The organism is Candidatus Zixiibacteriota bacterium (genome assembly GCA_040756055.1).
Lineage (GTDB): Bacteria > Zixibacteria > MSB-5A5 > GN15 > FEB-12.
In genome coordinates this window covers 25,334-38,370 of the sequence record JBFLZR010000011.1, presented here as the reverse complement: position 1 = coordinate 38,370, position 13,037 = coordinate 25,334, and the positions used below count along the sequence as shown (strand labels likewise).

The window sequence follows — 13,037 nt, the reverse complement described above, 5'->3', positions numbered from 1 at the left end:
AGTCGAGCAGTAGACAGACATAAATATCTTGTAGGGCGGGTCCGTCTTCGAACCCGCCTTAATGTTATCATCCCCCTTCAAATTCGCAAAGGGTGCCCCACCTTTTAGGTGGGATTGACTAAACCGCCACATTAACACAAATAGAAACCCACCCAAAGGGCGGGCCACCCAGTCCCAAAGGGCGGGCCAGTCTCTCGTAGGGGTTCAAAATTTTGAACCCCTACGAAGTGAAGATGTCGGGTTTCTTGGCGTGTATCCTTCGTGAGACGAGGCCACACCCGGCGGAACGCCGACCTACGATCCATTTGTATGCACGTCAGGCCCAAAGCAAGTTTGAGCCTGCCACCCGGGCAAGTCATTTTCCACCTGTCGCTGACGCTTTAGGTGGGGTACTGTTGTCAGATGCAGGTATCGTTTCGTCTAACACCGGCGGTGGGGTACTGTCAGGGTAGTCAGGGTCTGGTGAGGGGGTGGGCGCGGGAAATTGGGTTTGTTCGGTTATTTTTTCAGGGTCCCGAAATTCGTTTTTTTGCTGCTTGTTGTTGTAAGGTCCGCGTTTACGTCGATTTTGAATTGCATTTAGCTGCGAGAGGGCGCGGGTGAGTTGGCGGTCGAGGCGCATTTCGTAGCGCAGCAGAACGCGGGCGAAGTTGTCTTCGGGGATGCTTTTGATCAGGGCGAGCTGATGAACCTCATCTTCGACAACCTCATCGAGTTCTTTCATTTCTTCGGGGTCATCACGGTCCCAATCGTAGAAGCGCAGTTGGTATTCGCGGATGAGGCGGGGATTGATGTCTTCGATTTGCTTGTTAATGCGAGCGGTTTCGGCGGCGGTGATGCGGCGGGAGCGCCAGATGCAGTTGGCGATTTTGCGGATGAGGGAAAGTTCAAAGAGGGATTTGGGTTTGAAGTCGCTTATGAGGGAGTCGAGCAGTTCGGTATAGTGGTCGGGGTTTTCTTTGAGGTTGGGGGAGTTGATGACGAGGTCGGTGGCGTAGAGGCCGTGTTTGACGGCGTTGAGCCTGACGGCGTCTTTGCCTTCGGGGGTTTTGGGGCCGGTAGATTTTTGGGCGTTTTTTTTGTTAGCCTGGATTTGTTTTTTTGATGCTGGCATAGGTACAGTTCTCCTTTTACAGGAGAACCGGTGGGAGCATTTTCCTCGGAAGTTGTAGGGAAAATGTGGGGGGGGATAGCGTGTCAGGAAAAGGCCTAGCTGGTGCCCTCCTGCTCTGCCAGAGGAACGGCTCGATGGCTATCCTCCGACTTGTCATCAACGTTAACAGGTTTCGCATCCGCGGTCGCGGGTGGACTCTGGAGGGGAAATCCCAGAATATCAAATGGGTCCGCCCAATTTTCGGGACTGTCCTGTACCGCCAACTCCTGACACTTCCTGTCCATCTTGCTGCGCTCTTTCCTCATGGATCTGTCTAGGACAAGTGGGGTAACAAGCAAAGCTACCACGCTCAAAACTAATGCAACCGAAATCAGCAAATCAACCTCCCAGACATACAAGAGGAGAGAAAGCCCACCTATCAACAAGGCTTCTCCGACATAAAACGCTATAAGTATGGCCAAATTGATTGTATCTGAGAGGGAAAAACCTCCACCCGTAGACCGCAGATTACGGAACCGAAAAGCCGAGCACCCCGGCTTTACATTGTCTTTGGTCTCGTTTACCAGGTTGAGAAGGAGTAACGACATATATCTCGCAGTCATGACTTGCATCCGGCGAGACCGAAAAAGTCCGTAGCCAACAAAGCTGCCAAATAGACCAAGACAGATCAAACCCCAACCTATCCAGACGTAGTGCGGCGGGTTTATATGCGCCGGACGAAGGAGAGCTGCCGCTGACAAGACTAAGGTGACGACGGCGCCATAAAAGGTCAGCACGATCGCTTGAATCTGACCGACCCAGCGGTATTGGTTATATTGCTCGCCTAACTCGGTTTTTAGCACATCACTGTGGTCCATGAATCCAAACCTTTCCCAAGAGGGTTATGCGCATCGTGGCGATAGGCTATGCATCCCAAGTTCACATTCGCTCTCCACACGACAATGGTCGTGCCCACCCCCATGATCCTTTAACGCTATGTACATGATGCGCGGTTTCACGCTATCAATTCCGTTGCTAGAAGCTCTTTCTTTTGAATCGACGACGCAGCGCAAGCACAAATAGCGTTGCGAAAGTAATTACGAGTATTGTCTCAAGAGTCACCACTCCGATCTGGGAGGACGACGTGAAGCTATCGTTCAGTGCGGACCTACTTATGGAACAGACAGCCAGATTCCTGAAGAAACACTCCCAGTAGTCGAGCCGGAATAGAAGGAGGTCGGCAGGTGACCAACTCCAGTCATAGTTGGTTTCTACAACAGGAGTGAACTTCACTCCGTCGTAAAGAAGCCACATTGGGAAACAAAGGAGTACAACCGACAGCCAAAACAGTGGACGAAGAAAGCTCTCTCCATAGAGAGAGGCCAGCTTGTACAGATAATTGACATATAGGTAGCGTCGAATTATCCCTTTCGCTTTCCTCACCATTTCCTGTTCGCCGATATAAAAATCACCCGCTTCGGAATACTGGTAATTAGCCGTATAATTGGCCTGAAGACGGCGATACAACTGCGCCACTAAGTTAAAATCTGACGCATCAGCATCCTTGGGCAAGGATAATTCGTCCCTAAGCGCTCTCCTCAGCTGGTGCTTTTCAAGATAATCTCTCAAACGCTTTGGCCATACTACGAATCGGTGGAAAAAACCCGGTCTGGCGGCCCACGAAACGTCGATAAAGTGATAGCGACTAACATCTGTTTCTAGAAAGTAAGCGTTTTTCAGGTCCACCATCCGGAAATACATGAAGCAAGAGTCATTATGAATTACCCTTCGGAAATCACCCGACTCCTGAAATGCGGAAAATTCTTTGTCTCTAGTCTTTTCGCCGTCAAACCGGACCTGCGCACCACTTCTCATTTGGCAAGCTTTAAAAGAGACATCACGAAATCGGCTATCGGCGAAGGCGGCATCACCTTGAAAGTGCACACCAAGAAATGAGCACTTCTTCTGGAATTGACACGAGTCGAACAAGAGGTCTCTGAGGAATTGCGAGGATGAAAAATCACAATCGCTTTCGCAGATTACCTGGTCGAAAATGAATCCAATATCGAAGACCACGTTATCGAATTGAGCTTTCCCACAAAATCTGGCATGGGAAAAGGAAGCCCTTAAGTTTTCCCGGTTGACATCTGATAACCCTGGATTGTGGAATCTGGCGTAACTGAAGAATACATCACCATTGAACTGAGCATAGTGAAATGTCGCGTCATGTTCAAACCGAGCACCTCCAAAGGCAACCGACCCATTGAAGCGCGCTCCAGAGAAGTCGGCTCGGCGGTGAAAGACGGTACCGGCAAACTTGGCGTCAAATTGAAAAATGGCCTCATTGAAGGACACGTCGGAAACGAACTCACTGGGTAGGAAACTTGTATCGCCCAGAAAAACTGCACCCTCAAAAAACGCCTTTCCCGCAAGGCTGGTAGGAAATGGTGTCACTTTCTCCAGGAAAACAAATTTTGTCAAGTCATGAATATTGCCCGGTGGACGGTGCAGAAGATTACCCAAGTCGGAGTTGAAAAGGTCGGCATCTTTGTCTGAATCTTCGCTATGGAATATACACTTCTGGCCGTCATACAGGGGCTTACCGCATGGGCGCCCACGCTGCATCTCAACCTGACACGTTGACATACCGCTCCATCGTTTGCTGACACAGTGTTAGTTCTTTAGGATCATCTTGCCAAGCTGTGAAATCAAGGTAAGCGGATTCAAGCAAAACCTCCCGCTAACTTACACAAAATAAAAGGCAGGGCGGGGAATGTCAAAGGGATTGTAGACCACACCGTCCATTGTGAATATGTGGATTCCGACCTCCGCCGAAGTAACGCGCCCTGAAAGCGGTCGCGTGTGGCTGGGCCCCCGCTTTCGCGGGGGTGACGTGGTAGCGGGGGTTTGTAGTGGTAGCGGGGGTTTGTAGTGGTAACGGCGGTTTGTAGTGGTAGCGGTGTTTTATATCAGAAACCTAAAGGCGAAGCCATATCGAAATAAGTCGCTGTTTAACAGGCGATTACGGCGGCCATATCGTTGTGTTAAGGCGGCCGTGGCCGCCGGGTGAAACAAAACCACGCAGGCTACATATAACGGGTAACATCTTGTGCCAAAGACAGGCAACCGAATCGGGTTTCAAACTGTCTTTAAACAAAACGGTAAAGAGAGCACTTATGCCAGAGCCCCTGATGAAAACAGATAGCCAACCTCAAACGAGCGACCATCAGCTTTTTTGGAAGCTGCTCGAACCGGAGCATGCCCGGGCCGAAGCTTTCTGCCGGCGGTTGATGGGGTCTCGCGAAGAGGGCGATGATCTGTATCAGGACTGTCTGCTGACAGCGATGCGGAAATTTCACACCCTCAAAGAGCTGGGTGCGTTCCGCCCGTGGCTGTACCGCATCTTCGTCAACCGGCACAAAAACCGGTTTGCCGGAGGCTGGCGCAAAAGGCGTCTCCCCCTCACATCGCAAGCCGCGCAGATCGACTGCGGCCAGGATCCGGCCGCTGCGCACTGCGCCCGTCGATGGGTGAGCCGCGCGATGGCCGCTCTTTCTGCCGATGAACGTGCGCTGGTCAGTCTTTATGAACTTGAAAGCTGGACAGTGGGCGAATTGTCCGCCCTGTACCGGCGTCCCACAGGGACGATAAAAGCCCGACTCGCCCGCGCGCGCAAAAAGATGCGCCGTGAAATCGAGCGCTATCTTGAAAGACACGAAGAAATTCAAACCAATGGAGCCGCCCATGCTTTTTCGCAAAGCCAACAACCGTCGGACTGACCCCGAGCGAGCCGAGCGCATCCTGAATCAGTCGCTCGAGACTCTTCGCGATCAGCAGGCCGACAATACCACGCCGCTGTCTTTTCTCAAGACAAGGCTCGAGGCCCAAGCGGCTCAGCAAGCATCCCGAAAGGATACTGCCATGTCTTTAGCAACAAGATTGTTCGCCAATCATCGCGTCAGCGGCATCACCGCGATAATAGCTCTCGCCATCATCTTAGGTGGCACCATGATCCCGTTCTCCTACATGAAGACGGTCGGTTACACCGTAGCTTTCAGTCTCCCGTCGGACCAGGCCATCTCCGATCCCAACCAGCTTGCTTCGGCGATGTCGACTCTCGGACTCAACGATGTCTGGGTGAATTACAACATCGATGGCGAAAGCACGGTCTGGACCCTGAGCAACCTTCCGGATCAGAAAGCGGCCACGACCGCCGCCGCGGCGTTTCGCACCATGACCGGTACCGATGCTGAGCCTGATATCACGCCGGTGCTCAAGGAAGTATCGGGCAGCCTGTACGCGCAGGTGGTCGAGGAGCTTCGTGAAATCACGATCACGACCGAAGTCGGTGGTACTCCCGAAGAGATCGAAGAACAGATCAGAGACCAGCTCATTGACGCCGGATTCGAGCCGGGTGCTATCCATGTTATCACCAACGAAGTAGACGGCACGGTTATAATCGACCTCGAGGTTACCCAGTAACGCGGGTCACGATAGACGTTAGCAGGGGTTCACGATCGTGAGCCCCTCTTTTGTTTTGCCGGTCAGTCCACGGGGTTGACAATGCTGATGATAGTTTGCCCCGGTTTGGGGGACAGGGGATCCTGTACCGTGCCGACAGTGAGCTTGCCGGACTCGTTGATCAAAAAAACAGGCAGGGCCGAAGTCCCATACTTCGCCTTGAACGCCTCGAAATCAAACTCTTTGGTGATAGAATTCCTTTTGATCACGGCGCCGTCACGAAACCGGTTTGTCATATAGCGGCAGTTGGCCTCTTCGTCGAACAGGAACCGTCCGCGAAGATGCTCCGGCAGTTGCTCGCGTTTGTCCTTTTTGCGCTCCTTCGCCGGCGGCAGTTGATACACCTCGGAGCTTCCGAAAACATCGACAAAATGCAGCGCCGCCAGCGAATTGACCTCATCGTTGGGCGTCACCGCCAACAGTCGCCCGATACCGTCGAGTTGCAGATTGTACATCATTTCCTCGCCGAGCACGCTGCCGTGATAGCCGGTGAGACCCATGCGTCGGGCCTCGGTGATGTTATCCCAGTTGGAGTCAACCATCGCGACCTCGAATCCGTTGTCCTTGAGAATTTTGGCCATATCGCGCGCCCAGGGCGGCGCCCCGGCGAACAACACTCCCTGCGGATCTTTCAGGGACACTTTGAGGCGACGCGCGACCTTCGATGCGGTGAGTCCGTAGACCGCGACCGTGACGATAATAACGATAAACGTCAGCGGCACCAGCGCCGCCGCCTGAGGGTGGCCGGTTTCGGTCAGACGGATCGCGAACACAGACACGACAGCGGCCGCGACGATTCCGCGCGGGGCCATCCATGAGAGAAAATGACGTTCATTAGTCGTCAGCGATGTCCCTACGGTGGAGGCAAACACAGCGATGGGCCGAACTATGACTATGAGGATTATAACAAAGATCCATCCTCCTATTCCGGCCAGGGCCAGTTGCGATGCTTCAAGACGCGCTCCCAGCACGATAAACAGGCTCGATATGAGGAGCACCCGGAGGTTTTCTTTGAATTCCAGGATATGATGCACCGAAACGAACTTCTGGTTCGTGAGCGCCACGCCCATGACTGTCACGGCGAGCAATCCGGATTCGGTCTGAAGACCGTTCGCGGCCACATAGCACATGATCACTATCATCAGCGAAACGGGATTCTGCAGGAAGTCCGGAACCAGGAATTTCCGTAGCATGAGGACAATGACACCAGCAGATAACAATCCAACGAATGTGCCAAACATTAGCGCCTTGATAACACCCCAGAATACCACGCTGGTGCTTCCGTGCGCCCCGCCGGAGACTATCACTTCGAATACAAGCACCGCGAGAACCGCTCCGATGGGATCATTAACGATCCCTTCCCACTTGACTACCGAGCCGATTCTTCCGCGCGGACGCACCTGTCTGAGAAGCGGGATAATGACAGTCGGCCCCGAGACAACGAGGATGGCGCCCAGCAGAATCGCCAGCGACCACTCCAGACGCGCGACATAGTGCGCCGCCAGCGCCCCAAAAAGCCATGTGACGAGTATTCCGATCGTCACAAGCCGGGTGACGACGCCACCCGTTTTGCGAAGTTCGGAAAGTTTGAGGCTCAGACCTCCCTCGAAGAGAATGATAGCGACCGAGATTGACACAATCGGGAAGAGCGCCTCGCCGAAGACCTCATCGGGGCGCAAAAGCCCCACGACAGGACCGGCGATAATACCGAAAACCAACAACAGCAGGATGGCGGGAAGATGCAGCCGCCAGGCAAGCCACTGGGCCAGAATACCCAGTATGAGTATGCTGGCCAGGCCGATTAGAAGATGTTCACTCAAGGGATTAAACCCCTTCGGTTATTCTACGGTCACCGATTTCGCCAGGTTCCTCGGCTGATCGACGTGACATCCCCGCATGACGGCGATGTGATAGGCCAGAAGCTGCAGCGGGATGATCGACAGCAGCGGAGTAAGCAGGCGATAGGTTTCCGGGATATAGATAACGTGGTTGACACGATCGGCAATCTCGGTGTCGCCTTCGGTGGCAATCGCGATCACATTACCGTTGCGGGCCTTAACCTCGGCGATATTCGACATGACTTTATCGTACACCGGATCTTTGAGCGCGATGACCACGACCGGCATGTTTTCATCGATTAGAGCGATCGGACCGTGTTTCATCTCGGCCGCCGGGTAACCCTCAGCGTGGATATAGGAAATTTCTTTGAGCTTGAGCGCTCCCTCGAGAGCAACCGGGAAATTGATACCGCGCCCGAGATAGAGAAAATTGTTATTACGATAGTACTCGGAGGCTATCTTTTTTACCTGCTCCGAGGTCTGCAGGCAGCGTTCGACCTGGTCGGGAATTCTTTGAATGGCGGCGATGATCTCCTGCCCCGCCTGAACAGACATCTGGCGCATCCTTGCCAGCAGCGTCGTTATCAGGCTGAGCACCATGACCTGCGATGTGAACGCCTTGGTCGATGCCACACCGATTTCAGGGCCGGCGTGAATAAACACGCCACCGTCGGTCTCGCGCGCCATGGTCGAGCCGACCACGTTGACAATACCGAGCACGGTCGTGCCGCGTTTTTTTGCCTCGCGCATGGCAGCCAGCGTATCGGTGGTTTCACCCGATTGACTGATAGCGAAGAGAATGTCGTTCGGGCCGATAATCGGGGAACGGTAACGAAATTCCGAGGCGTACTCGACATCGACGGAGACTCGCGCCAGTTCTTCGATCAGGTACTTGCCGATAAGCCCGGCGTGCCACGAGGTTCCGCAGGCCGTGATAATGACTTTTTCGATTTTGCGAAGTTGATCATACTGAAGGTTCAAACCGTTCAAGCGCGGAATGCCTTCATCGTAATTCAAACGTCCCCTGATGGCGTTGCGAAGAGTCGTGGGCTGCTCGTGAATTTCCTTGAGCATGAAATGGTCGTAGCCGCCTTTTTCAATCTGGTCGAGTGTCCACGTCACCTCTTCGATTTGAGGAGTTATCTGCACGTTCTGAATCGTGGTGATATTGTAATCAGTGGCGGTAACAGTGGCGATCTCGCCATCCTCGAGATAAACCACGCGATTGGTGTATTCGAGCATGGCGGAGACATCCGATGCCACCAAGTTCTCGCCGTTACCGAGCCCCAGAACCAGCGGCGAACCCATTCGGGCGACGACAATCATGCCGGGATGCAGCGCCGAGATGACCGCGATACCATAAGTACCGTCGACCTGCGTCAGAGCGTTGCGAACAGCCTCGGTCAGACAACCCTTGTAGTTGAACCTGATCAGATGCACGAGAATTTCCGTGTCGGTTTCGGTCTTGATCTCATAACCCTTTTGAACGAGAAACTCTCTGAGGGTGCGGTAGTTTTCTATGATACCGTTGTGGACAAGGGCGATCTCCTGTTTTTCGTCGGTGTGCGGGTGGGCATTCAGCTGAGTCGGCTCACCGTGGGTGGCCCATCGGGTATGGGCGATACCGTGGGTGCTTTCCATGCTGTTGCCGTTAAGTGTCTCTTCGAGTTTCTTTATCTTTCCCGCCGACTTGGCAACCATTAGTCCTGAGCCGGTCAGCATGGCGATCCCGGAAGAATCATAGCCTCTGTATTCAAGGCGTTTGAGCCCTTTTATGAGCACCGGCATGGCTTTCTTGGGACCTACGTATCCGACTATTCCGCACATATTCTATATCCTATCCGCTATTTTAAATATTTCCGCACTTTTCGAAGGAGACTTTCGGTGAGGGATCTATCCGATGTCTCAATGATTACGCGGTATATGGGCTCAGTGTTGGAGGTACGAATCTGCAGCCACCCGCTTTCAAAATCGAAGCGGAGACCGTCGCGACGGTCCACTCTGGTTTTGCCCAGTAGACGGGGGACTTCTTTTTCGAACTGCTTAAGCTTCGACGAAAAGTTCGCCTTCAACAAACCCTTGGTCTTTATATTATAGTACCTGGGGAAAGTTGCAACCAGTTCCCCCAGGCTCATTTTCTTTTTTGCCAAGTACGACAGCACCAGCGCGGCGGCAATGAGCGCGTCACGGCCGCTGTGGAACGCGGGATAGATTACGCCGCCGTTACCTTCGCCGCCAATCACGCCTTTGCGATTGTGCATCATCTGCACCACGTTGCTCTCGCCGACTTTGGAATAAATAACTTTCGAACCGAGCGAATTAGCAATCTCCTCGGTAACTTTCGAGGTTGATAAATTTATTACTGTCGGACCCTTGGTCTTTGACAGCACTGCCGCCACCGCGATTGAAAGCGTGAGTTCCTCTCCGATGGGGTTGCCCTTCTCATCGACCAAAGCGAGCCGGTCGGCATCGGGATCGCAGGCCATACCAATATCAGCCTTGTGACGCTTCACTGCCGATGACAACAGTCTCAAATTGGCCGGCACCGGTTCGGGGTTGCGTTTGAAATTACCGTCACCATCGCAATTGATCTCTACAACTTTCGCCCCGAGTCTCGTCAGCAACAATGGGAGAGCCTCCGAACCTGCCCCGTTGACAGCATCGACAACCACCTTGAACTTGCGGTTTATTACGGCAGCCTTGTCTACCGCTCTCACTTTGAGGGTCTTCTTTACGTGCTCACCAACCCAGTGATTCTGAACAACCACCTTACCGAGGTCTTTGTACGTCTTGTATGCAAAGGCGCCGGTCGAGTAAATGCGGTCCAGCCTCTTGTACTGCGCGGGGGTTATGAACTCGCCTCGATCGTTGAAGAATTTCAGGGCATTCCATTCAGATGGGTTGTGCGAAGCTGTGACACAGATTCCACCAACCGCCCTGAGTTGTTTCACCGCTATCTCGACGGTCGGCGTCGGGACAATACCGATATCGACAACATCAATACCGACCGATACCAGCCCGGAGATTACCGCCGGGAGGATCATTGAGCCCGAAGGTCTGCTATCGCGGCCGATAACCACCGTACCTGTCTTAACAAGCGTACCGAAAGCGGCTCCGTAGGCGGTTGCCATAACCGGGTCAAGACCGGCTCCGATTACCCCTCTTACACCCGAGGTAGATTTTACCAACTTCTGTTTCATCAGCTATAATCCGTATTATATATTTTAATGTCGGCTAAAGTAACCGTCTCTTTCTATCCCGTTTTTATAGATCAGCCAAGCCTGAAAATATTGGATGACAATTACTTAACTGCTACGCTCACCGGTGTCAAGCGCTCTTCATCAATTAAAACGCAATTTCGGCCCCCCCGGTTTGACCGACCCGGCTTTTCCGAGTCTATTTTTGGCATCTGACCATGTATCAATCAGTCGTCAAACGCCGCCGCCCCGCCTTCGGTTCCAATCCAGATTGTTCCGTAAGCATCGGTCTTTACCATATTGACGACGTTATCCGGAAGGAGACTGTTGACGGTGGTGTAGTGTGTCCAGGCGGCGCCATCGTATCTAAACACGCCATCATTAGTGGCAAACCAGCGGTGCCCGGCCAGATCGACCGCTATCGAAAAAATAACATCGCTTGTCAGTTCGCTATTCGATGTATTCAGTACACTCCAATCACTGCCGTCATAGCTGAACGCTCCCTGCTCGGTTCCGAACCAGACTCTGCCCGCGGTTGGCAGAATCGATATCACGCCTCCCGACGTGAAACCGTCTCCCGCGTTAAAGTCCTCGAAATTCACACCATCGAATCGACTGGCGCCGCCATAGTTGTATCCAATCCAGAGATACCCGGCGGAGTCGAAAGCCAGAGAACCTATGATGTTGGAGTTCAAGCCGCCACTGGTGTTGGACGTGTTGTAATTTACCCAGCCGGTATCAACCTGGTGAAAGATACCGCCGGTCGTTCCAACCCAGATTTCGTTATCGGGGGATACCGCAATGGAGTTGATGGAATTCGAGAGAAGCGAAGTGCTGTCGCTGGAATAATTCGTGAAGGTAGCGCCGTTGAACCGGCTCAGTCCTGCGGAACTGGTGCCGATCCACAACATTCCCGTTCCATCAACCGCAAGGCAAGTGAGGTCATCACCTGGTATATAGGAGTTGGCGGTATCGAATATTGTCCATGTCAGGCCGTTCAGATGAGCCAGTCCGGCATTGGTGGCGAAGAAGCGGCCGTATCCGGTGGCGGCGATATCCCTGACCATGTCCGAAGGTAACCCGCTGTTGCTTTCTGTGTAGACAGACCAGCTACCGGCGAGAAGGGTTGTGGCGCTGACGACGTTCGAAATACCCGACCAGTTGTCCGCCTCATCAGCCACTTTGACGGCAAAGTAGTATGTTGTGACGGGAGACAAGCCGCTGACAATACAAGTATCCGGATAGCCAACCACGGACGGATATGGAGGATCGGCAACCGTCGTGGCCGCGCTCCAGTTGTCTTCGGTGATCGGCGAAATAGAGTATTTTATTTCATAGTGGTCGGCCCTTGCCAACACACCATCATCGCCCGAAGCTGTCCAGACAAGAGTGACCGTGCTGCCGCTGGGATCACTGGCAGTCAGATTCAGAATATCCGCAGGCGGCGTTGTGTCAGCCGGTCCCACGATAGTCTCATCATCACCGGAACAACCGAGCGTCACAATCAACGCCAGACCGAGAATTACACCGATGTAACGTAATATCATATCATCCTCTTAAAGGTATGTCTCTTCCGCCCGCCCCGAAAGCTAACCGCGACCGGTCAGCACGGACTTCATCGACGAGTGTATATATCCATTGCTTGCCAAAATGTCTTTGTCAAAGATAGAGTATTCCCCGCCGTCTATACGCGAAACCTTGCCTCCGGCCTCTTTCACAATCAAAGCCGCGGCAGCGGTGTCCCATGGATGCAGGTAGTACTCCCAGAAGCCATCGAGCCTCCCGGCCGCGAGCCAGCACAAATCCAGCGCCGCCGAGCCGAGTCTTCGCACCGCCTGAGCCTTTTTCATCATACGCGCGAACATCCCGAGGTTGTTCTTTCGCGCCGTGCGAATATTGTAAGCGAAGCCTGTCGCCAGAAGGGAACGCTCGAGACTCCGTTGCGAAGAAACCGTTATACGCTTTTTATTCAGGGTTGCTCCCAGTCCGCGTGCCGCGGAATACAACTCATTTGCCTCGGGATCATAAACTACTCCCACGATGCCTTTCTTCTTATACTCCAGAGCAATCGAAACGGAGTAAACGGGAAAGCCGTGGGCGTAATTTACTGTGCCATCAAGCGGGTCAACAACCCATCGAAACGGCGATTCTCTATCAAAGCCCGAACCTTCTTCCGCCAAAATTCCATGATCGGGATATTTCTTACGGATGGCCGAGATGATATATTTCTCCGACTTCAGGTCGAATTGCGTAACCGGGTCAATCTGCCCCTTGAATTTGACTTTCTTGCCCCGATGAAAGCCATCCGAGAGGATTTTCCCCGCCCCGGCAGCAAGTTTCTGCGCGAAGGTCTGGTATTGTCTCAGTTCAGTTTGACTTGGTTTCATT

At 53.1% G+C, this 13,037-nt stretch carries 10 protein-coding genes; 2 read left to right on the top strand and 8 right to left on the bottom strand.

From position 1 onward, the window contains the following. Positions 1–355: 355 nt before the first annotated feature. The 3 genes from AB1483_14240 to AB1483_14230 all read right to left on the bottom strand — a co-directional run bounded on the left by AB1483_14240 (position 356) and on the right by AB1483_14230 (position 3,739). Positions 356–1,114 (bottom strand): hypothetical protein, encoded by a 759-nt coding sequence (locus AB1483_14240; GenBank protein ID MEW6413612.1) that lies wholly within the window; start codon positions 1,112–1,114, stop codon positions 356–358. Between the two features lie 95 nt (positions 1,115–1,209). Then, positions 1,210–1,971, bottom strand: a complete 762-nt coding sequence (locus tag AB1483_14235; GenBank protein MEW6413611.1) for a hypothetical protein — start codon at positions 1,969–1,971, stop codon at positions 1,210–1,212. 157 nt (positions 1,972–2,128) lie between these two features. Then, positions 2,129–3,739: a pentapeptide repeat-containing protein gene (locus tag AB1483_14230; protein ID MEW6413610.1), complete on the bottom strand. Its 1,611-nt coding sequence runs from the start codon at positions 3,737–3,739 to the stop codon at positions 2,129–2,131. A 545-nt stretch (positions 3,740–4,284) separates the two neighbouring features. Here AB1483_14230 and AB1483_14225 point away from each other — a divergent pair. Together AB1483_14225 and AB1483_14220 are read left to right on the top strand one after the other, a co-directional pair. Continuing rightward, positions 4,285–4,872, top strand: coding sequence for an RNA polymerase sigma factor (locus AB1483_14225; GenBank protein MEW6413609.1), 588 nt, complete (start codon positions 4,285–4,287; stop codon positions 4,870–4,872). Then, complete coding sequence (locus AB1483_14220) at positions 4,838–5,575, top strand: hypothetical protein (GenBank protein ID MEW6413608.1); 738 nt, start codon at positions 4,838–4,840, stop codon at positions 5,573–5,575. The genes AB1483_14225 and AB1483_14220 overlap by 35 nt, the downstream gene beginning before the upstream one ends. Positions 5,576–5,637: 62 nt before the next feature. On the opposite strand, the gene AB1483_14215 is transcribed toward AB1483_14220, so the two are convergent. The 5 genes from AB1483_14215 to AB1483_14195 all read right to left on the bottom strand — a co-directional run bounded on the left by AB1483_14215 (position 5,638) and on the right by AB1483_14195 (position 13,036). Beyond that, a complete protein-coding gene (locus AB1483_14215) occupies positions 5,638–7,434 on the bottom strand; it encodes a cation:proton antiporter (GenBank protein ID MEW6413607.1) in 1,797 nt (598 codons plus the stop codon). Positions 7,435–7,452: 18 nt separating this feature from the next. After that, positions 7,453–9,279 (bottom strand): glutamine--fructose-6-phosphate transaminase (isomerizing), encoded by a 1,827-nt coding sequence (gene glmS / locus AB1483_14210; GenBank protein MEW6413606.1) that lies wholly within the window; start codon positions 9,277–9,279, stop codon positions 7,453–7,455. 17 nt (positions 9,280–9,296) lie between these two features. After that, positions 9,297–10,652: a phosphoglucosamine mutase gene (gene glmM / locus AB1483_14205; protein ID MEW6413605.1), complete on the bottom strand. Its 1,356-nt coding sequence runs from the start codon at positions 10,650–10,652 to the stop codon at positions 9,297–9,299. A gap of 224 nt (positions 10,653–10,876) precedes the next feature. Next, positions 10,877–12,196, bottom strand: a complete 1,320-nt coding sequence (locus AB1483_14200; GenBank protein MEW6413604.1) for a two-component regulator propeller domain-containing protein — start codon at positions 12,194–12,196, stop codon at positions 10,877–10,879. Between the two features lie 42 nt (positions 12,197–12,238). Next, positions 12,239–13,036, bottom strand: a complete 798-nt coding sequence (locus AB1483_14195; GenBank protein ID MEW6413603.1) for an inositol monophosphatase family protein — start codon at positions 13,034–13,036, stop codon at positions 12,239–12,241. Position 13,037 lies beyond the last annotated feature (1 nt).

Excerpts from the sequence above, each read along its gene's own strand:
- AB1483_14240 (MEW6413612.1), bottom strand. The coding sequence starts at position 1,114 with ATGCCAGCATCAAAAAAACAAATCCAGGCTAACAAAAAAAACGCCCAA.
- AB1483_14235 (MEW6413611.1), bottom strand. The coding sequence starts at position 1,971 with ATGGACCACAGTGATGTGCTAAAAACCGAGTTAGGCGAGCAATATAAC.
- AB1483_14230 (MEW6413610.1), bottom strand. The coding sequence starts at position 3,739 with ATGTCAACGTGTCAGGTTGAGATGCAGCGTGGGCGCCCATGCGGTAAG.
- AB1483_14225 (MEW6413609.1), top strand. The coding sequence starts at position 4,285 with ATGAAAACAGATAGCCAACCTCAAACGAGCGACCATCAGCTTTTTTGG.
- AB1483_14220 (MEW6413608.1), top strand. The coding sequence starts at position 4,838 with ATGCTTTTTCGCAAAGCCAACAACCGTCGGACTGACCCCGAGCGAGCC.
- glmS (MEW6413606.1), bottom strand. The coding sequence starts at position 9,279 with ATGTGCGGAATAGTCGGATACGTAGGTCCCAAGAAAGCCATGCCGGTG.
- glmM (MEW6413605.1), bottom strand. The coding sequence starts at position 10,652 with ATGAAACAGAAGTTGGTAAAATCTACCTCGGGTGTAAGAGGGGTAATC.
- AB1483_14200 (MEW6413604.1), bottom strand. The coding sequence starts at position 12,196 with ATGATATTACGTTACATCGGTGTAATTCTCGGTCTGGCGTTGATTGTG.
- AB1483_14195 (MEW6413603.1), bottom strand. The coding sequence starts at position 13,036 with ATGAAACCAAGTCAAACTGAACTGAGACAATACCAGACCTTCGCGCAG.